At 61.9% G+C, this 21,768-nt stretch carries 13 protein-coding genes and 1 pseudogene; 11 read left to right on the top strand and 3 right to left on the bottom strand.

Translation table 11 applies throughout. The annotated features are described in order from the left end of the window. Positions 1 to 109 precede the first annotated feature (109 nt). Entirely contained in the window at positions 110 to 5,143 is a 5,034-nt protein-coding gene (locus tag AOZ13_RS01415; protein WP_021779606.1) for a sacsin N-terminal ATP-binding-like domain-containing protein, read from the top strand. A 78-nt stretch (positions 5,144 to 5,221) separates the two neighbouring features. Here AOZ13_RS01415 and AOZ13_RS01410 read toward each other — a convergent pair whose 3' ends face one another. Continuing rightward, entirely contained in the window at positions 5,222 to 6,736 is a 1,515-nt protein-coding gene (locus tag AOZ13_RS01410) for a Piwi domain-containing protein (RefSeq protein WP_020220601.1), read from the bottom strand. After that, positions 6,694 to 7,449: a hypothetical protein gene (locus AOZ13_RS14340; protein ID WP_199897058.1), complete on the bottom strand. Its 756-nt coding sequence runs from the start codon at positions 7,447 to 7,449 to the stop codon at positions 6,694 to 6,696. The genes AOZ13_RS01410 and AOZ13_RS14340 overlap by 43 nt, the downstream gene beginning before the upstream one ends. Before the next feature lie 201 nt (positions 7,450 to 7,650). On the opposite strand from AOZ13_RS14340, the gene AOZ13_RS01405 reads away from it, so the two are divergent. From AOZ13_RS01405 to AOZ13_RS14680, 4 genes are all read left to right on the top strand, one after another. Beyond that, positions 7,651 to 8,820: a DNA repair exonuclease gene (locus AOZ13_RS01405; RefSeq protein WP_020220602.1), complete on the top strand. Its 1,170-nt coding sequence runs from the start codon at positions 7,651 to 7,653 to the stop codon at positions 8,818 to 8,820. Beyond that, positions 8,817 to 12,086: an AAA family ATPase gene (locus AOZ13_RS01400; protein ID WP_020220603.1), complete on the top strand. Its 3,270-nt coding sequence runs from the start codon at positions 8,817 to 8,819 to the stop codon at positions 12,084 to 12,086. The genes AOZ13_RS01405 and AOZ13_RS01400 overlap by 4 nt, the downstream gene beginning before the upstream one ends. Next, positions 12,087 to 13,376 carry a DNA double-strand break repair nuclease NurA gene (locus tag AOZ13_RS01395; protein WP_020220604.1) on the top strand — a complete coding sequence of 430 codons (1,290 nt, stop codon included), beginning with the start codon at positions 12,087 to 12,089 and terminating at the stop codon, positions 13,374 to 13,376. Positions 13,377 to 13,980: 604 nt separating this feature from the next. Beyond that, positions 13,981 to 15,243, top strand: a complete 1,263-nt coding sequence (locus AOZ13_RS14680) for an ATP-binding protein (protein WP_324603241.1) — start codon at positions 13,981 to 13,983, stop codon at positions 15,241 to 15,243. A 265-nt stretch (positions 15,244 to 15,508) separates the two neighbouring features. Here AOZ13_RS14680 and AOZ13_RS01385 read toward each other — a convergent pair whose 3' ends face one another. Further along, positions 15,509 to 16,510: an AAA family ATPase gene (locus AOZ13_RS01385; RefSeq protein ID WP_020220608.1), complete on the bottom strand. Its 1,002-nt coding sequence runs from the start codon at positions 16,508 to 16,510 to the stop codon at positions 15,509 to 15,511. 4 nt (positions 16,511 to 16,514) lie between these two features. Between AOZ13_RS01385 and AOZ13_RS13720 the strand changes: the two are divergent. The 6 genes and pseudogenes from AOZ13_RS13720 to AOZ13_RS14325 form a co-directional block, all read left to right on the top strand. Continuing rightward, positions 16,515 to 16,886, top strand: a pseudogene (locus tag AOZ13_RS13720) (hypothetical protein); the annotation flags it as partial. Between the two features lie 133 nt (positions 16,887 to 17,019). After that, entirely contained in the window at positions 17,020 to 18,042 is a 1,023-nt protein-coding gene (locus AOZ13_RS01380) for an HNH endonuclease (RefSeq protein ID WP_044956991.1), read from the top strand. Between the two features lie 226 nt (positions 18,043 to 18,268). Next, on the top strand, positions 18,269 to 19,135 hold the full coding sequence (locus AOZ13_RS01375; protein WP_020220611.1) for a transcription initiation factor IIB family protein: 867 nt from the start codon (positions 18,269 to 18,271) through the stop codon (positions 19,133 to 19,135). A 424-nt stretch (positions 19,136 to 19,559) separates the two neighbouring features. Then, positions 19,560 to 20,366 carry an HNH endonuclease gene (locus AOZ13_RS14335; protein WP_199896989.1) on the top strand — a complete coding sequence of 269 codons (807 nt, stop codon included), beginning with the start codon at positions 19,560 to 19,562 and terminating at the stop codon, positions 20,364 to 20,366. Between the two features lie 381 nt (positions 20,367 to 20,747). Next, a complete protein-coding gene (locus AOZ13_RS14330; RefSeq protein WP_199897057.1) occupies positions 20,748 to 21,179 on the top strand; it encodes a hypothetical protein in 432 nt (143 codons plus the stop codon). A gap of 23 nt (positions 21,180 to 21,202) precedes the next feature. After that, positions 21,203 to 21,700: a hypothetical protein gene (locus AOZ13_RS14325; protein ID WP_199897056.1), complete on the top strand. Its 498-nt coding sequence runs from the start codon at positions 21,203 to 21,205 to the stop codon at positions 21,698 to 21,700. Positions 21,701 to 21,768 lie beyond the last annotated feature (68 nt).

Raw genomic sequence — 21,768 nt, 5'->3', positions numbered from 1 at the left:
CATATCAACTTAACGTCTGGTCCTGCTGTGCTCTCTGAGGGAACAACTTCTGGAACTCTCTGACGCCCTCATCGCAAGAGTCTATCTTGTCGACCCGACATCTGGTTCCATGAGCGACTCCGACCCGGCGTCTCTCTCAGAGATCCATCGACGCCACGTCGAGACCTACGAGAGCAATCCGGACCGCGTCGAGGCCGACGCCGGGACCGAGCGTCAGGACCGCGCCGACTACGAGGGGCGGTTCGTCTTCGAGCTCCTCCAGAACGCCGTCGACGAGATGGACGACACCGACGAGCCCCGGATCCGCTTCGAACTCACTGAGGACTCCCTCCTCGTTGCGAACAATGGCGCGGCGTTCTCCATCGAGGACCTCTACGCGCTGACGCTCACCACTCGGACGACGAAAGCCGGCGAAACGACAATCGGACACAAAGGCCGCGGGTTCACGTCCGTCCTCGGCGTCACGGACAACCCGCGGGTCTTCTCCGAGACCGTCCAGGCGGAGTTCGACCGGGACGCGACGGCGGACCTGCTGAACGACGACGACGACATCGTCTCCAGACGGGACGACGAGTTCGACCCGGACCAGGTTCCCCTGCTCTGTCTCCCGCACGAAACGACGACCCCCGCGTCCGTCCGCGAATTGCTGGACGAGGGATTCACGACGGTGTTCGAGCTCCCGCTCCGAGAGCCCGACCGGCATCGGGAGTCGATCCGAGCGAAGCTCGCCGGGCTCGACGCGAACACGGTCGCCCTGCTCCCGCAACTCGAAGCCATCGAGATCAGCTGCCCGGACGAGGAATGGAGGTGGGGGATCGACCGCCACGACATGCGCGACTGCGACGCGACGCTGATCGAACTCACCACCGACGAAACGAGCGACGCTAGCAACGAAACGAACGACGCCGGCGAGACACGAACGGACTGGTTCTGTCTGTTCGAGCAGACCGACCTCGACCGAGAGCGGATCTCGGAGCGAGCGGACTTGACCGAACAGGAGGTGAAGGCGATGGGCGAACTGAGCGTCGGCGTCGCGTTCACTGCGACGCCGCTTGACGCCTCTTCCCGCCGTCCGGAAGACTGGCGACTCGCGCCCGTCTACGGCGACGCCGAGGACCGGCCGCCGTACCTCCACGTCTTCCTCCCGACCACGGAACGGAGCCCCGTCCCCGCGCTCGTGACCGGGACCTTCCAATCGGACACGTCGCGGCGCAATCTCACGCTCGACCACGACAACTCGCGCGGGTACGAGGGGCAGTTCAACGCGCTCCTGTTCGCCGCGGTCGGCGACCTCGTCGCGGACCGCGTCGTTCCGTTCGTCGAACGATCCGCGACGACGACGGCCGAGTTCCTCGACACGCTGGACCCGTCGCTCGGCCAGCGCCGCGAGTGGTCGTTCACGCAGGGGACGGTCGAGGACTGTCTCTTCGGCGCGCTCAGGGAATACCTCGCCTCGGTCTCGTTCCTCCCGAGCGCGCGTGCCGACGAACCCGTCGCGCTCGACGAGGTGACGGTTCCGCCCACGTCCGCGCACGTCCTGGACCTCGGTGCGGATTTCGTGTCACTCCTCCAGTCCGGTGACGAGCGACGTGACGGCGGACCGAAGGTTCCGGCGTCAGCGGTCGCCACGCATCGACACGTGCGGACGCTGGTCGCGTACGGTGCGACTCAGTACGACGCCGCGTCGATCCCCGGCGCGCTCGCCGACGCCGCCGTCGATCCGGCACTCCGTCTCATCGACGAACGCGAGTACGGGCACACGCCCGCGGACGACGACGAACCGTGCCGCCTCACGGTCGATCCGGTGCTCGACTATCTCGTCCGTCTCAGGAAGACGCTCGAAAGCGACGAGGACCGTTCGGCCTTCGACGAGGCGTGCCGACGACACACCGTGTTTCCGGTCGAGATCACGACGGCCGACGACGGGACGGTGCGCGCGAGGCGCGGCTCGAACGAGACCGGGACGGTCTTCATGCCGCCGGAGGGCGAGATCGCCGCGGACGCGCTGCCGGAATTCGAATTCCTCCCGCGCGAACTGTACCACGGGACGAACCCCGACCGCGCGCCGGCGCTCCGAGACGACGCGCTCCCGCCGAACTTCGACGCCGACGTCCAGGCGATCTGGGACGTCGGAGACTACCAGTTCTCGCAGGTGTTCGACGCCGCGATCAGCCCGCACCTCCCCGGACCGAATTCGCCCGACGCCGACCCGTCCCGTCTCGCGTCCGACGCCGTACTCGACACGGTCCGCGAGATGACGGACGTCCAGTCGCCCGAGAACGACCGGAGCCCCGACGCTCCACTGCTCTACCAGTCCGCGAAGAAGCCGTTCTCCGCGCTCGCGCAACTCCCCGTTCCGACACAGCCCCCCGAGGACGGCGACGTCGAGTGGTATCCCGCGCACCGCGTGTACTTCAGCTCGGCCTGGCAGACCGCGCTCGGCCGGCCTGCGGACGCGCACGTCGAATCGCTCCTCGACGCCGTCGACGCGCGGACCGACTCCGAGCGCTACGACCCGAAATTCCTCGCCCCGCCCTCGTGGTTCGTCACCGAAGAGGACGAGAACGAATCCCGCACGGAGACACTCGACGCGTGGGCGGCGTTCTTCTCGTGGCTCGGCGTCTTCGAACACCTCCGCCCGCTCCCGCTATTCGCGCCGGGCGAGCAGCAGACGTACCGTCAAACGGGCGGGATCGAGCGCCCCTCGAACTCGACGATCACGTCGCCCGACGACCTTCGAAGGGACAGCGATCTCGATCCCCGATACACGGGGCTCACTGACGCCGAGTGGGAGGCGTACCGCGAGCACCTCACTGACGCGGTCGAGCCGGAGATCCCGAACCCGGACGAGCGATACCTGTTCCAGGTGAACGCCCTGGAGTACGCCTCTGAGATCCTCTCGGCCGCGAAGGAATCCGACACCGTGGGCCGGCGACTCCTCGCGCACCTCACGCGCTGGTGGGACCACGGGCTCTCCGCGCGGCGGCACGCCGTCGTCGCCGAGTTCACGAACGAGTGCTGGCGCGGGAGTAACGTCAGCTACGTCTTCAGCGACGACGAGAAAGCCACGCTCGGTCGAAACCTCTGGGTGTGGCAGCTCCGTCAATCCGACTGGGTCCCCACCGGCTTCGGAGCGGTGCGCCCGACGGCCGCGTGGAGCCTCCCGGAACGCGACTGCGACCGATTCAGCCTCGACCTGAACGGCTCGCAGCCCCTCCTCCCGTTCGTCGACAGTCCCGACTTCCCGACCAGAGAGACCGAGACGCCGGTCAGCTTCGAAGAACTCACCGACACGCTCGGCATCGGGGTGCGTCTAGAGCAGGGCGCGTTCTCGCCGCAGGACGCCGCACGCGTGCTCGGGCGGATCGGAGACCTCCTCGACTGGACCGACGACGACCTCGCCCAGTACAGTAGCGCCGTCGAACTCCTCTACACGCGCGTCGCCGAACTCCTCCCGGGCCTGACGCGAGGCGACCCCATCACCGGCGAGTGGCGACCCAAGCAGAGCGGGCTCGCGGACGCGCTCGTCCTGTGCCGCGTCGACGGCGAATACGCGCTCAGACGCGCGGACGACACCTACTTCGTCCGCTCCCGTAGCAGCCGCGAGCGCTATGGCGGCCTCGGCGTCCCGCTCCTCGCGCTGTTCAAGCCCGCCGTCGCCAGCCTCGGCGCGTACTGCGGAGCGACCGACATGCGGGCCGCCGTCGAGAAAGAACCCGGATACGGCGACGACCGCCCGCTTCCCATTACCGTCTCGGGCTTCGAGATCGACGCCGCGTGGCTCCGGACCGTCCTCACCGCGCTCGTGCTCCGCCTCCGCACGAACCGGCCCTCCACCGCGCTCGTCGACCAGGACACGACCCGGACTCGGTCGTTCTTCGAGACCGTCGAGTTCGTCACCGACCTCGACCTGAACGTCTCGCTCGTCGACGGGAGCTGGGACCGGAACCTCGACCCGACACCCCAGCCCTACCACATCGAACGCGACGGCGACACGGTCGAGACGGTTCTCATCGACTCGACGCTCGACCGGGACGCGTTCGTCGACGCGCTCACCGGCGCGTACACCGACCGGCTCGACGTCCCCCAGTACTACGAGGCCGTCAACAACCTCGTGGACCACGCGTTCGGAAACGCGACACCGATAATCGCGTTACGCGAACGCCTCCGCACCGTCGGGAGCGAAGTCCCGGACGGCCAGATCGACGCCACCCGGGCAGATCTCTTCGAGGACAGTGTCGAGACTGCAGGGAGCGAGGAATACGATGCGGCGCGTCCGCCCGCGCCCGAGGAGGACACCGCAGGAGCGTTCGACGCCGCAACGACCGTGACCACAACCGGCGACGGTGGCTCACAGCCATCCGGGGGAACGTCGGGGACCAGCGCGCACTCCTCACGCGTCCCCAGCATCGACGCCGTCACCCGGATCGGCGACAGCCGGATCGCGGAATCGCTCCGAGATGCCGCTGCGCCATCGGACCCGGCCGACGATAGCGGCCCACAGTCCACGGCACACAGCCAGTCCGGTTCCGGGGCTCGTGGCGGTAGCGGAGCCGCATCGCAGGAGTACCGCGACGAGATCGACGCGTTCGGCATGGCGGTCACGATGAACGCCGAACGGAACAGGCTCGCCGACGCCGGTGAATCAGATCCCGACTCGAAGGTCTTCGACGTCCACACGCCCGAGATGTACGGCGCGCGACGTGAGGACTCACGGCTACTCGAACGCGCGATCCAGCGCTTTGCCGCACGGCGTGGCCTCTCCGCCACGGAGAATCCTCTCAACCGCGACTGGCCCGGCTTCGACGTCTTGACGATCAAGACCGGCGCCGACGGGGAGCCGGTGATCGACCGCTGCATCGAGCTCAAGACGTCCGGCGTGAACACGCAGAAGCCCTCCCTCTCGTGGAACGAGTGGAAAGCCGCGGGCAGCGCGCTCAGCGAGTACTACTACCTCTACGTCGCCCGAAACATCCGCGTCGGGAACAGCGGTGACGCGGAGATCCTCGAAATCCCCCAGCCCTTCAAGCGACTACGGAACCGGCAGCGCGAAACGCACGAACGGAACGTCCAGGTTGACCTGCGCAGCTTTGACTTCGACGACGAGCCGATCATCGAGCGCGCTATCGAGTGGGAGGAGTAGCTTTGATTGACAAGTCATTCTGAACCCGAGTCACGTCAGTGGCAAGGTAGTGGTTTCGTCGGTCTGTATTGCTATCAGCTAGATATACGCGGGGCCCTTGATCACGGTGCCAGGTGAAACGATTTCGTCACTTACGTAGCTAGCTGCTTTATCAGCGTAACCAATTGGGATGGGGAGTCGCGGACTTCGAACAGGACTCCCGATATGGACCTCTGATAACCAGTATGCCTGTCGGGCCAGTGTCTCGATATCCGTCGGGCCTGAATGTCGGGTGATTCGATACGTCTGGGGAGTCCCTACGCTGTTGTCGTCTTTGATCTCAGGCTTGCCAGATCCGTGGATTATCGCGTGTCCTTGCCCATCCGAGACGAATGCGACACCCTTCTGTGCGATGTAGAAATGAGTCCCGTCATATTCTGCAACCCGCGGCTGGCCACTTTTGCGTACGCCGACGATGTCGATTTCGGCAGATAACTCACTGAGTCCGTCCCGAATCGCGTCTATATCCTCTGAGATTTTCCCATCACGCATTATGCAGAGCCGGTTGATCTCCGTACCTTGCTCCATCGCAAAGTCGAACACCAAGTCTCGAACGAACTGCTGGACGTGCTCCGCCGAGAATGTCTCACCACTTTGACCGACAGTTGACTCCGCAGCATATGTCGTTCCGTCCGATAGTACAACGCTCGCGCTCGCACCGGTGTGCTTGTCAGAGGATTGATCGTGAGAAACGTCCAATCCCATGAAAGCGTCCGTCTCACCGGGCATATCGTGAATGTGCCAAGGCGTTCCACCGGCCTTGCCGACCACGGCGCTCAGGATATTCAGCATCTTATCGTTTCCAGCATCGGCACCGAGTTTGATCAGCTCGTCCACCGTGGATTTGGTGGTCATCTGTGTTGGAACGCCTTGCCGCATCAGAGTCCGTTTGACCTCATGATGCGGATCTTCGATACCAAACTGTTCAGACTTACCCGGATCAGGGACTACCGCGACGACGACTTCCGTCTCGTCGTGGAGCTGATGCGCGATAGGCGTATATTTCGAAATATCTCCTAGTTCGTACTCGTATTTTGTAACACCGCCCGGAGCCTGTATCTCCGCGAGCCCTTTCGTGATCAGTCCTGGGAACTCCCGCTGTATCTCACTCCATGCTTCTGGGACGAGTACACCAACGCGATACTGTCCGGGCGACTGATAGACGCCATATTGCCGTAGTCCCGCAGACGGATTGTTTGCCGGTGCACTGTTCTGGAAGATCAACCGATCCCGAGTTCCCCGTATATCTATGGAGTTATATCCGTCATTAGTCGGGCCCGGCTCGAATGCTAATTCCAGCACCGGTAGCCACGACAGGCTCTCTATGAACTCTTTCGTGTACTCAAATTTCTCGCCGGGCATCATCGAACGGCGAGACGCGAACCGCTGGAAAAAGGCGTAATCCTCGTCCTGAACCTGTTCGATTCGCGGAGCTAGTTTGAGGAAATGGGGGGCCTGATTGCGAACGTTGCTCCCGTACTTGATTTTGAGCAATCGAGGGTCATCCTGGATCAGCTTTTGACGCCACTCCTCGTCGGCGACCCCTTCGTGCATCTCCGCGACCGATGCACCGGCGTTCTCGATAAGGTCAGTATAGTGTAGGTCACTCCAACCACGAAGCCACCCCTGCCTTCGGTCGAATACCGTTCGGGGTCATGAGCTGCTTTAACGCCATACGGATTATCTGATTCGCTGTACAGCTCATCGAGTGTCATTCGGCTCCGAAGAGTATACCCTGATTCGATATGAGCGAGAACAGTACCAGCGTTCGTAATCTGGACTCTGACTTCGTGTTTCGGATGGGCAGCAAATTTCTCTGAAGTGAATTCTGGCTCCCGCCGGACGATCTCATTAATGAACTCGTAATCGTATTTCTTGTCTGGGACTGCTCGTCGGAGACACGATTGTACGAAATTTCGGAGTGTTTCTCGTTCTCGTGGGTTTTCGGGGCTGAGCGTGACTTTCTTCTCTTCGACTGCTTCGACGCGCTGGCCCCAGACATAGACTGGCTGAGAGAGACTCGTTGCAGATACGACGCGCATCTTACCTGCCGTTGAGACAGGCGTCCCGTGCTCTTGGTCCAACCAATAGGCAGCAGAGCCCGTGAAACTCGATCTATCACCACTCACTCCGCCCTCCACATCTAGCCGATACTGCGTGACTGAGACATTCTTCAACTGTTCCTTAGAATATGCGTTAAGGAGATACGTGCCGGGGTCAACGTCCGACTGCTGAGAGATTGAATTCGTAGGGGGAACCTCGCTCATTAGGACACGACACTCCCCAACAGCGTATAAATCTTGGTAGGCCGACGTTATCCAGGGTGTTCGACAGTAGAGACTGAGACGCCAGTCTGGAGCCCATGAGAAAACCAAACGCATCAGCACACTCCTCCTCCACGACCACTTTCACCTTGGTTTAGATACATTATTGTGCGCTGCGCCCCGGGTATCATACATCACTATCTCATGACTACGATCCTCCACGTCAGCGACACGCACCTCGGGAATCGACAGTACGGCAGTGACGTCCGACGAGACGACTTTACGAACGCCTTCGAGGCAGCCATCGACCGCGCGGTCAGCGAAAACGTGGACGCTGTCATCCATACAGGCGATCTGTTCCACCGTCGAACGCCCTCGCTCCCGGTCGTCACGGAGTGCATCCAGATCCTCCGGAAGCTCGCCGACGCGGACATCCCGTTCTACGGGATCGTCGGGAACCACGACCGGAAGATGGACGAGCAATGGCTCGACCTCATTCGGGAGACCGGCACAGCCGAACGCTTAGAGCGGACGCCGACGATGGTGACCGACGACGTCGCGCTCTACGGGATTGACGCCGTCACCAAACCCGCGTGGGAGGCGACCGACTTCACGCTCGACGAACCCGATAACCCAGACGCGTTCTGCCTGCTCGGCCTCCACCAGCTCTTCGAGCCCCCCGTCCCAGAGTTCCTCGCTGACCACGACCTCCAGGAGGTACTCGACCGCGTGAACATCGATATTGACGCGCTCGCACTCGGCGACTATCACCAGACCGAGAGTGCCCTCATCGACAGCGTCCCGGCGTGGTACGCTGGCTCGACCGAACGCTGTGCGACGGACGAGATAGATCCGCGGACGGTGAGTCTGCTCGAAATTGAAGACGGCGAACTGGATCGACGGGAGCTCGAACTCGACACGCGGGAGTTCGTCTCGATCCGGATCGGGTTCGATGAAGAGGACAGTCACGGGTACGCACGCGACCAGATCGCGCGACACCGGCTGGACGACAAGGTCGCCATCGTCACGCTTGCCGGTGAGCGGACCCCGGTCACGTCGAGTGACGTCTACGAAATGGTCGTCGATAACGGTGCTGCGGTCTGTAAGGTCGATGACCGCCGAGGACGCACGCAGTTCGACCCCGATGACGGCCCGCAGGGCGCGATTCAGAGCGCGGATAAACTCATCGAGGAGAAACTCGCCGAGCAGAACCTCAGCGAGATTTCGACTGCAGTTGAAGATCGCATTCGGACCGATGACGACCTCTCGACCAACGAGATCGACGACGTCATCGAAGAGATGATTCAGGACGCCCAAACGGACGCCTTCGCGGACCTGGACGATACGGATGATGACGAGGTTAGCGAGCAGTGAAGATCACCTCGCTCACGCTCCGGAACATCCGGAGTTACGAGGACCAGACCGTCGAGTTCCCAGAGGGAACGATCCTCATCCACGGTGAGAACGGGGCCGGGAAGACCTCGCTCCTAATGGGGATCTTCGGTGGCCTGTTCCTCTCGAAGATCCGGAACGTCGGGACGAACGACTTCACGCTCGACGACCTCGTGCGGCGCGGCGAAGACAAAGGAACAGTGGAGTTGGTCTTCGAGATCGACGGCACCGAGTACACTGTGACGTGGGAGCTGTACACGACGAACACGCCGAACAGCGCCACGCTCGACGCTCCCTCGTTCTCAGAACCGATCACCGGGATCGGCCCGGTCCGCGACGAAGTCATCAGCCTGCTCGGCATGGACGAGGACGACTTCTCCAGTTCGGTCTACGTGAAGCAGGGCGAGATCGACCGGCTGATCGACGCCGGCAACCGCGCGGAGATGATCGACAGCCTGCTCGGCCTCGACGAGATTGACGACTACATCGAGCGGATGAAACTCGCACGCCGCGGGGCCGGGCGCGTCCAAGAGCGAAACAAGAGCAGCCGAGAGAACTACGAGGAGGACCTCGACGACTTCGAGTACACCGAACCGGAGTACGAGGACGAGATCCAATCTCTCACCGAGCGGATTGAGGAACTGGACGCGAAGATCGAGGAGTTCGACGAGTTCATCGACCAGCTCAAAGAGCAACGCAACCGTATCGAGGGCGACATCGAGAACTACGAAACTCTCGAAGCGCGACGCGACGACAAGGTCGAACAGATCGAGTCCACGCAGGAGGCACGCGCGGACGCGCAGTCTGAGATCGACGAGAGCGAGTCCGCAATCGAAGACGCCCACCACGACATCGACGCTCTCGAAGACGAGATTGCCGCCCTCGACGACGGGGTCCAGTACGATCTGACCACGGCCGATAGCGCTCGTGACGCACGCGACGAGGCACAGAGCGAATACACGGCCGCGTCCACCGAGCGGGCAGAGCGGAGGAACGACTTCGAGAACGCGCAAGCCGAGTTAGAGCGCCTACAGGGGCGTCTCACCGAGGCCCGTGACGAGCGCGAAACACGCGTGGACGAGCGCGACGAACTCGAAGCAAGCCTCGACGAGACAGAGGCAGGCCTCGAAGACGCCGAGTCGGACCTCGATGCTCGGCTCAGCGACCGGAACGAGCGCGTCGCGGCATTCCTCCCAGATGTTGACGATCCCGAGGAGGTCACTGACGAGCACGAGCAAGTGGTCGCGGACCGGATCGAGGACCTCCGTGAGCAACGCGAAGATCTGACCGGGACGAAACGAGAGGTCACCGCGACGCGCGAGCACACCAGCGAGGATCTCGAAGACGCGCGGTCTGAGCGAGACGACGCCGAAGACGAGTTATCAGAGGCAGAGGCCGAGCTCACCGACATCGAGGACGACATCGAACGCGCCGAGGACGACCTCGCGGACGCCGAGGACGAGTTCGAACGCCGCCTCGATGACCTCGCGTCGGCCGGCTCCGACCTCGACATCGACGTGACCACGGATGACCTCGACGAGCTCCGCGATACGGGCCTCCCGAACCGGATCGAGCAGGTCAACGCCGAGTTGAACGACGTCGGGAACACCATCGCCGGCCACGAGAACGACATCGAGCGCTACGAGGAAGAGATCGCTGAGCTCGAAGCCCTCGAAGACGAAGGCATGTGCCCGAAATGTGGCCAGTCAGTCGATGAAACACACGTGGCTGATGAGGTCACGGATCTCGAAGCACAGATCGATGACGCGGAGGCCGCCCTCGAAGATGCCAGAGAGACTGAGGCAGCGCTCCAGTCAGAGAAAGAGTCGCTGCAGACGCTCCGGGAAGGTGTCCTCGACGCTATCCAGTTCCGTGAGGACACGCTGGCCGAGGCTCGGGAGGACGTGACATCGCTTCGAGAGCAAGCGGACGACCTAGAGACTCGTATCGGCGATCTCGAAGACACCATCGAGGCTCGTGGCGAGACGATCATCGAACTGGAGGCTGAAATCGACGAGTTCGACGACCGTGTCGCGGACCTCGACGAAGAGATCGAAACCGTCACCGCGGACATCGAGACCGGGGACGACGTGGCCGACACGTTCGAGGCGGTCCGCGAGCAGCGTGACGCGGTCGACGCGCTCGACACCGAGACCGATGACCTCCAGAGCGAGATCGAAGACGTGGTCGATGCCATCGACACGCTAGACGAGGAGATCGCGGACCTCGAAGACGACATCGCCGATCAGGAGCAGACTGTCGAGGACGCCGAAGCCGCCCTCGAAGCCGCGGACGAGCGCGTCGATGAGCGTGACGACGCTTGGGAGACAGTCGACGATGCCGTCGAACGCTACGACGAGATTGACGGCCTCCGAACCACGATCCAGCAGGAGCAGCAGTCCATTCAGCACTCGCGTGACCGGGTCGAAGATCTCAACGGACAGATCGCCCGTCTCCGCGAGGAGAAAGAGGACATCGAGGACGACCTCGGTGACAAGGACATCGAGGACCTCCGGAATGACCTGGACCAAGTCGAGGAACTCGTAGAGAAGCGCCAGGACCAGCGCGACGACCGGCAGGACGAACTCCAGAACGTCCGCGACGAACGGACGCGTTTGGAAACCGAGCTGGAGAACTTCCGCGCGACGCAGGCGCAGATCGACCTGCTCGAACGGAAGGAACGCTGGGCGCAGGAAGTCCACGACGAACTGGACTCGACGATTGCCATCTACGAGAGCACGAAGTCCGACCTCCGCGAGCAGTACCTCGCGTACATCAACGAGTACACGAACGACATATTTAAAGAGATCTACAAGAACAGCAGCTACCAGCAGGTCCTCATCGAGGAAGCGTACAACGAGCGACGCAATAGCTACGAGTACGACATTCGCCTGCTGCGCGACGACGGGACGACCGAGGACCCGAGCAACGCGAGCGGCGGCGAGCGCGCTATCGTGAATCTCGCGCTCCGCGCGGGCATCTACAAGCTCATCGCCGAACTCCACGGCGGCAACCAGGGCCAGCTCCCGCCGTTCATCCTCGACGAGCCGACGACGTTCCTCGACGAAGGTCACGTCGGGCAGCTCGAACAGATGCTGACCACGATCCAGGAGTGGAACGTCCCGCAGATCATCGTCGTCTCGCATGACGAGAGCCTCATCCACGGCGCTGACCACGAGTGCTACGTCACCATCGACGAGGCGTCGAACACGAGTCAGATCACGATGCGGACCGCGGGGGACGACTGAATGGACGCGGACGCGCTCGGCATCGTCCGCGAGATGTTCGCCCACATCGACACGAACATCCCGCGTGACGTCACGTCACAATCCGAGTACGCGCGCGAACTGTTCGACCGGCTCGCGCTCGACGGCGGCCGCGTGAGCGCGCTCGACGACCCGTCGTACCGGAAGACGCGGATCGACGAGCTCGGCACGTGGACCGGCGACCCGTGGGGCAGTCCGACGTACGGCCTCGACGCGAGCACCACCCGCCCCTTAGAGTTCAACAACGGGCTGATAGTGGACACGGCGTACGCCAAGATCGGCGTCGCCGGCGCGAACGCGGACAAACGCATCGAGGACTCGGGAACCATCGAAACCGTCGTCTATCTCGCCGACAGCGAGAGCACGCTCCACCCCCAGCAGTTCGAAACGGACCACGTGTCCGGCGAAGTCGTCCAGTTCCCCTCGACCAATCGCTCGGCGACGCTCTCGAAGTCCGTGGCCACGGCCGCGCAAGGCCTCGCCGAAAGCTCGCACGTCGCCGCGAACGTGGACGCCTTCGACGGGGTGTTGTTCATCGACGGCGCGGTCTACCCGCTCGGCGTGCTCTACTGGGTCCTCCTCGACAAAGTCGGCCGGACGACACCCGTCGGAACGTGGGAGAAACCCGACGAGATCGTCCGTAACTACATCGACGTGATCGACACCCAGTACGAGAAGGGCTTCCCGGTCGTCGGCGTCGTGAAGACCTCCACCATCAGCCAGCTCCTTGACGCGCTCGACGACAAACTCGCTGAGAATGATGTCGTGGGTGAGCGCGGGACGACGCCCGACGTGCCGTGGACGCGCGACCACCAGTTCATCGCAGAGGTACTCCGCGACGAGAGCCTCGAACACCTCACGTACACGTCCTGGTTCGTCCACGAACAGGCTCCCGTCAACGGAGAGGCGTTCGAACTCCTGGAGCCATACCGCGACGACCTCTCACACGGCGCGCCGGCAGACTATCGCCGCGCGTTCTTCTACGTCCGCCTCCCGAAGACCGGCGGCGTCCTCCGCGTCGAAACACCGCAGCTCATGATCGCCGACGCGGAGACGCGCGACGAACTCCAGTACAAGGTACTGAAGGAGATCGCGCAGACGCAAGACGTACCGCGTGCCGTCAAGCGCGCCGACCGCATCGCCCGAGTTAGTCCCGAGAACCGCGACACCATCCGAGACTTCCTCACGACCGCCGACTACGCGTACGACTACAACTGGGACGGCCGCTGGAACGACATCGAACAATCCCCCGAAACCCAATTCCAACAATGAGCGACGACCTCGACGACCTCCTCGAAAACGACCCCGGCGCAGACGACGAATCAACCACGACCGAATCCACCGACACAGCCGAACAAGCCACGGACGGGAGTGGCGATGTCGAATCCGACGCGAGCGTCCCCGAGACGCCCGTCCCGAACGCGCTGACTGATTCCGACGAGGACGAGCTCGGTCACATCGTCGCCAGCGAAGAGATCCACGTCACACGTGGCGACTACAAGGTCAACGCGTTCGTCAAGACCGACTGCCGCGACGACGTCCGCGTCGGCGACTACGTGCAAGTCCCGTACCTGTCTCCCGAGGACGGCACGACCCCGGACGAGTTGTTCGCCATCGTCGACGGGCTGCGCTACGAGCCGTACACGGAACTCGACGACAAGTCCGACACGCACAATCGGATCGCCGCCGCGCACGCGCTCGACGAGACCGAGTTCGTCCTCGTCGCCGAGCTCGAACCCATCGCCATCGTCTCCCCGACCGACGACGGCCTCGACCGCGGGATCGTCAACAAGATCCCGAAACCAAACACGCCGGTCGCGTTCTCGCTTGATCAAGCGTATCTCCGCACCGGGCTCAACATCCCGCACGAGGGCGTATTCGCCGGGTATCTGTCCGTCGGCGGCGACCGCGTCGAAATCGACGGCGACCCATTCCCCTACTACCTCGCCAACCCCGGCGTGATTCTGTCACCGGTGACGTCGAATCTGGTGAGCCCACGATTTTCCGTCACACGCTCGTCGCCGGCTCGACCGGGAAGGGTAAGACGCACTTCACGAAGAACCTCCTCCGGCAGTACGCCACTGACAAGCGCTACCCTATCGAGAACCACGACACCGGCGACACGGAGCACAGCCGGCTCAACATCGTCATCCTCGATCCGGAGAACGAGTACTCCGAGATGCGGAACGGCAACCCAGAACTCGCTGACAAGTCCGGGCTGGTTGAACGACTCCAACGACAAGGCATTGAGGTCGGGGGCATCGACTCGCTACAGACATTTGTCCCGGAGATCGGACGTACGAACGCACCGTCCACCGGAGAGAGCCGCAACCTGACGATTCCGTTCAGCCTCGTCGAGGACCGCCCACAGCTCCTCATGCCGTACAAGCCCACCGAGGTCACGCGCGGCGCACTCGAAAACTGTATCAGCGCGTACTTCGACCAAACTGACGACCCCTCGTACGCGGGCTTCATTCGATTCCTCGACACGAACGCAGACTCCGAGAGCCAGCTTCGGCAACGCTACAGCATCGGGGAGAAGACCTGGGAGGCCATCAATCGCCGCGTTACCGACGACGCCTACGAAGACGTCTTCGACCACGGCACGAATCCCCTCCCTGAAATCTCGAATGCACTCTTCCGTGAGGGCCAAGTCAGCGTCATCCCCACCAGTCACCTCCACGGCGCGAAGGAGGAACTCACCGTCCTCTCCATCCTCTCGTACATCATTGACAACAAGATCGACGACTACGACGTCGACGAGCACGTCAAAGACACGCCACTACTCGTCGCCGTCGACGAAGCCCACAATTACGTCTCTAGTCCAGATACGTTGCGGGAATCGTACATCGTGGAGCGCGCTCGTGACGCCGTCAAGCAAGGCCGAAAGGACAAGCTCGGCCTCTTCATGATCACGCAGAACCCCGAAGACATCGACGGCGACATCCTCAAGCAAACGAACACGAACGTCCTCCTCGGTCTCCGAGAGGAGGTTGTGCAGAAAGTCCCGTCCGTCCCGCGCGGCTACGAGAAAGACATCGCCAACTTCGGCAAAGGCCAAGCCGTCGTGAAGGCCCCTGACGTTGAGGCCGTTGAGGTCGTCGGTTTACCGTACTGTCTCACGCAGCACAGTAACTAACTCGGCATATCAGGGTTGGAATTCACTCCTAATCAAGAAGATAGGCTTTGTTGAAACCCTCTTGCCGTCTTGCGGTTTGCTGGGAAGCAAGTTTCGCATCGGATCCGTGAAATCCGATGGGAAGAGTAACTCTCCTCAATATCAACGCCGAAGGATTTCAACAGAACCAACCAGTCATATCTCCTTCGCGGAAGCCGGCTCGACAAGGGTCACCAATTTGACGCAGTGGGATGCTTGACAATCCCACCGCGCACCAGTAAGCGGATTATTCGAGGGAGACGATTTGGCTGCTCATGTCTTTCTGGGTCCGTTCCAGTTTGAACCGTGGATTAAGGTCTAATCCTTCAAGCTCTGGTTCTATCACGAATAGGAGGACATGGCGATCCATCTCCTGGATCACTTCTGCGAGATCCTTCCGTAGATTTCTGTCGACGCGGCCAAAAATCGAGTCCCCGATCAGCGGTGGGGTGGCAATCATCATCTCGCCGGCGACTAAGGCGGCGGCTTGCGAGATCAGGATCTGCTGCCCTGCCGGGAGGCTCTGGACTTTTCCTCCAGAACCATTCTCTGCAGACCGGCCAACCAACCCGTCCTGTCGTTCCTCAACTCTATATCGGCCATCGATACTGTCCAGCAGATCGTTGACCCGACACAGCATTTCGTCGCCAAGATCGTAGCTGTTCGAGAAGAAGTCAGGGAGATCTACCCCCCTGGCTGCGGACTGCTGGGCTGCAGCTTCACCGACGTCTTCGACGAGTTCGCTCCAACTGGTTCCGCCCCACGGATTGTCGATCCCGATGGAGGAATCAGAATCAAGTTTGCAAAACGTGAATGCTTGAAGCGGGAACACCGTGTTCACGGCTTCTGACGAACTGACGCTCACCCAGTCACCGCCCTCCTCCTCTTCGACTTGGAGAGAGTCAACGGAGTTGACCGGGCCGCGTCGGGTTTCCGACGTCTGGAACTCGCGGGAGAATCGGAATTTTCGGTCGAGATCGCTGTCGGAGATGACTGCCGAGACCTTCGCAGAAACTTCTTCGCCGGGGGAGAGCTGATCAACCAGTTCGTAGGTTACCAGCAGTGCCTCGTCCTCAAATTCGCCGGTGAGGCAGAGCTGGATGGAATCGGCCAGGGTCGTTTTCCCGCTGCTGTTGGGGCCGGAGATCACGTCGATACTGGCCTCGTCGTTTTCTCCGAGGTCCAGTTGATGCTCTCCGTTGAAACATCGCAGGTTCTCTACGCTGAGAGACTCAATACGAATAACCACTATTGGAAGAGTCGACCTGCCGTTCCTCCGGACACGATACGCGCGCCTCGGCCTCGACTGGCCGTTCGCGGACCTGCCGTACGCGGACGTGATGCCGCTCGTCACGGACCGGTTCAACACGACCGCTGGCGGTGACGAGTACGCCGACCTGGTCGGCGTGTACGACGTGCTCTGCGACGGTGAATACGGTTCGCTCGACCCGTTCGCGGAGAGCGGCGAGGCGGTCACGGCGTTCGCGGACGGACGGTTCGCGGATCTCGGCTGCCACAACGTCGCGGACGTGTTGCGGACGCGCGCGCTCGGCCGGGTTTCCGAACGCTACTGCAGTAAGTCGGACTTCTCGCTGAAGTCGCTCACGCCGACCCGAGAGGACTGACACGCGCGTGATGCATCGCTCGCCGGCCCCCCGGGTCGGTCGAGACGTGGTCCGCAGATTGAAGCGATACACCACACCCACGCCGGACCGGATCGAGCGGGAACCGACCGCGACGCAGACGACGCACACGATAATGGCGAACGCGACACGACACGACGACGGCGAATCGAGTACGAGCGACGGCGAGCGAGCGCCGCTGCACGGGTGGAACGAGACGGTGGACGCGGCGACGCGGAAGGCGGTGCTGGCGCGAGACGGCCACCGCTGTCAGGTGTGCGGCCGGCGCGGTCCGAAGGCCGGGCGGCTCGCCACGCTGCACGTCCACCACATCGAGCGCGACCCGAACGAGATGGCCGAACACGATCTGGCGAACCTGACGACGCTGTGCCGGCCGTGTCACAGCTGGGTGCACCAGCAGTTGTCCCGGGAGGAGTCCCCGGTCGAGCTCACGGACGCGGATCTGAACGTGTTGCTACCGCAGGACATCGAGATCCTCCGGTTGCTCGCGGACGAGGGCCCGACGCGAACGGGCGACATCGCTGGTGAGCTGACCGCGGACCTGTCCGTGAATGCGGTGCGTGAGCGCCTCTGGGTGCTGATGGGGCTCGACAACCGCGTCGCGGAACGCGAGCGGCAGCTCGTCGATAAGGACGTCGAGACGGGCGAGTGGGGGCTCGCCGGGCAGATCGAGACGTCCGCCCGCGGCCACATCCCGAGCGACCCGCAGGTGTTACTCCAGCGCATGGAGGACGAGCAGGTGCGGCGAGCGCTCGACGACGGCTGCGACCGCCGCGCGATCATGGCGGTACTGGACGTCTCGCGCCGTTCGACGTTCTACAAGGAGAAGCGCGCGAACGCGTACGACTTCCCGCTCGACGCGTTCAGTCGCGGCGGTCGGCCGACGAACGAAGAGATCGCCGAGCGCGACTCGGATGACGATCAGCAGCTACTCGACGTCGCCACCGATGACGATTTGGAACCCGTCGAGACGTGGGGTACGAGCGACGCGACGGACAGTAGTGACGGCGGGCTGTCCGACCCCGGATCGAGAGAGCGTGCCGGCGCGCCCCGGGAGGAAGACGACGCGGCAGACGAGCCACGCCGAAAGTTACTCGCGGCGATTGACGCACTGGAGGCGGCCGACGAGGCGCTGTAGCGCGCCTCGTCGATAGAGCGGACGTCGAGCGAGCCAGAGGAGTCGGTACTAGCGTCAGTGTGGTCGTGCACAGTCGGTATCCGAAGGTGCGTGCTGGGAGGACGTCCTGCCTGGAAGCTATCCGTCCTCTCGTTGCGGCTCACATTTTGATTGAGACGATTCAGTAGTCTTGGAACCCCCCTCTCACAGCGAAGAGACATGATGCAGAGATGTTATTTGAAAACTGATGCAGGTTCGATATTCGGATCGGTCGGTCCTACTCTACATAGGGACCGAGATTGAACGGATGGGTGGCGCGCTCGACGCTACTGAAGACACGATGGTCGATGGGATCCGATTGGGGGGCGACGTCCTCCGGTCCGGATATAGTTACGATTCGATTGATAGCATCGCCGGTGCTTGTTTCTATCTCGCGTGTACTCGGCAGAAAGAGCCGATTTCTCTCCCGGATGTCGCGGATCAGGCTCGGAAATCACAGAAGAATATCCGGAACCTGAGCGCGAAGTTGATGTCGGAGCTGGAGATTCAGCCGACACCGGTTGAGCCGGATACGTACCTCAATGACGGCATCGAGGAGTTCGGATTCACGGAAGAGCAGGCGACCGAATGCTTCGAGTTACTTGAACGCGGGAAAGACCGCAATCTCCACAGTGGTCTCGCACCGACGACTGTCGCCGGAGCGATTCTGTATGCCGTCGCTAAGAAACACGGGCTTGATGTCCGCCAACAGGAAATCTCTGAATTCGTGAACAAGACCACTGTTTCAATCCGGACGAGTTACAAATCATTCCTGAAGCTGGCTGACGATGTCCCAGTGGACGTGCTTCCACCCCAGACGATTGACGAAGCGATTGCGACGCTTCAGACTAAGTTTTCCGAGCACCCAGCCGTGTACGCTGACGATGCACGCGAACTCTCAATGGGCGCAGATGTTGGAGACAGTGCCAGTACCGCAGGGATTGTCGGTGGTGCGTATCTCAACGTCGCCCTAGAACAGGGAGAAGAGTTGACCGCTGACGGTCTTAGCTCCGAACTCGGTGTCGGGCGGCAGACAATCACGAAATACAACGAGATGTTTACCGATGACGACTGAAGAGCAGCGAGCGGGGAGACGGCGGTGTCAAGAGTGGCGCATGGCGTACCGCGAGGGGCAAACCCCGTACGAACTTTCGGTCGAGGAAGAACTGCCTCGGGGGGAGATTCACGACCATCTGACTGGGCAATGCTCCCATAACGGAGAAGAACCGCCGATATCACGGGGTCGGACTCACGGCGTAGCTGTCCGTGAGTGTCGTGACATTAGAGATCGGTACGCGGAAGGGGAGACTATCGAAGCTCTCCAAACTTCGACTGGGCGTCGCTGGCAGACGCTCGTCCAGCACCTTACTGGAGCGTGTTCCCACGAGACCGCTGTCGAAGCGCCGATAGTGGCAAAAGAAGATATTCTTAGGCGGGATCGAGTGACGGCTGAGGAGTGTGCGTAATTCCGTCGTGAGGTCCGGAACGCTGAGAGCGTGTTGGCTTACGCGGATACAATCGAGCACGAGTATCAGGTTGTGCTCGCGCACGCCAACGGTGAGTGTACACATGAAGTCGATGTGCCGCCGCGAGAGCCAGCGGATCGGAGTCAGGATATCTCAACGACAGATTGTCAGGAGATCCGAGAGACGTATCGGGCCAGTCCGGACACCGAAGTTAGCGATATTGCGAAAGAGTACGATTGCTCACCGGGAACCATCGAACGTCACGTAACCTTCCAGTGTTCACATCCACCTGTGAACGCGTTGGTTACCGGTATTGGGGCGGTTCAGGATATTCTTGAGTCGGGTGTGGCAGTAGACGATGAGTTAAGTGAACTCAGCTCTGAGGAGATTGTCCGGCTGGAGAGCGCTAAGAACGCTGATCGGCAGGAGCCGGCCCGGGACTTGGGGACCCCCGATCCGGAGCGAGTTGAAACGACGCGGAGTCGGGTAGTTCGTAACACCGACCTCACACACGATATGAAGCGGATGTACGGTCACACGTGCCAGATCTGTGGTGTCTCCCGTCGTGGTCCCGACGGGGGTCCGTATGCCGAGGCTCATCATATCCGGCCGCTTGGTCGTCCACACGATGGGCCTGACGAGCCCGAGAATATACTCGTCCTCTGCCCGAATCACCACGCGGATTTCGATTACGGCCGGCTCACCATTGATCCTGGAACGTACCGCGTTACACATACATATGAGGACGATGTTGACGGAACCAATCTGGATCTCGAAGACCCCCACGAACTCAGTGACGACCACCTCGCGTACCACAACAAAGTCATCGCCGGCGAGTAACTCTCGTTCTTCTCGGAGATGGAGGGATTCTAACCGGGACATGACCCTGTTCTTGGGCGTCAGGTGACTCGGTGTTCTCTCTGTGAGCGTCGTCGGGGTACGTTCCGATAGTGCCCACCAAAATCACGATCTTCGGTGATTCGGGCGGCGTTTCGCTTCCGCTATCCAGCGACAGAGGCATATATCGTCCACCGAGAGGCACACCGGATGTCGAATATAATTCCGTAGAGGCGCACGACAGACGACACCAACGTTGATCTCCCGGATTTTCTGAAGACGCTCCGTATAGGCTGGGTAGAGGCGCTGAGCAGCGGTCAGGAGGCCGTGCGGGAAGATAGCGTCCAGTCGTGGACTTATGAGCGTTCAGGCGAACTATCGAGTATGACTGGGAGGGACCCGGCGGAACTCCCGCCGCTGAATGAGGAAACGCCGCCGCTCGATGCGTCGGTCGCGGTGGAATGGTGGTTCGAGTTCGAGGGTGACGGACGACCGCGTCTCGACACCTTCCACGGGTTTCACGACGCCGAGAAGATCGCTGACGGGGAGCCGCCCGCAGTGACGGACGGTGAGATCGTAACCGCAGCGGGGGTTGCCGTAGAGCCCGGCAGTGACCGGGAGGACGACACGGGAGACTCTCATCATCTGTTCCTTACACATCGGGAGGCGCTCGAACGCGGTATCGGCCCGTGTACCGAGTGCTTCCGGCGTACGCGACGGAACGTCGAATCGAGAGGGAACGAGACGATGACGGAATCCTCTGTGAGCCAGGCGTCGAAGGAGTCGTGTTCGCGTTATCGACTCGCCACGATCTGAACTCGGAATGGAAGATTGACTCGGTGCACGAGTCGTACACCTCGTTGTTGTACCGGGCACGCGCGGTCCGTGCGCACGTCGGCTCGGCCGCCGGGCGGCTGCGCGTCTCGTACATGCCGCTCCGACGGGCCGGGTACGCGTCGTTCGAGGAGGCGATGGAGGCGGAGCCGTTCATGCCACACGTTTCCGAACTCAGGCAGATACAGCCGGAAGAGCTCTCAGCAGTTCGTGACAAGGTTGGCGACCAGGTCATACGAACACAGGTCGAACGCGAACACCGATCTTCCGAGACGGGGAACGCGAAGTCTTCGGTTATGCACAGAGCGGACACTCCGCCGTGCGGATACGAGCGTGACGTCTCTCCGCTGGGGGACGAGGAAGACAGTGAACTGCGGGAGGTGCTCGATGAGGAACGGCAGACCGTGGCCGACGTTATTGAGCGGGGGAACGTCGTCGAGTTCTGCGCGTCGTGCTTCCCGGAGCTTGCGACGTGGTCTGACGAGTCCGAAGAGGGGAACTGAACGACGTAGATCAGGGTTCGATGGTCCGTCCTTCGAGGATTCTCGAAGATACGTACTGGCTGCGACGC

It is taken from the genome of Halarchaeum acidiphilum MH1-52-1 (genome assembly GCF_000474235.1).
Lineage (GTDB): Archaea > Halobacteriota > Halobacteria > Halobacteriales > Halobacteriaceae > Halarchaeum > Halarchaeum acidiphilum.
The sequence above is the reverse complement of the archived record's forward strand: the minus strand, read 5'-3'. Positions and strand labels throughout refer to the sequence as shown.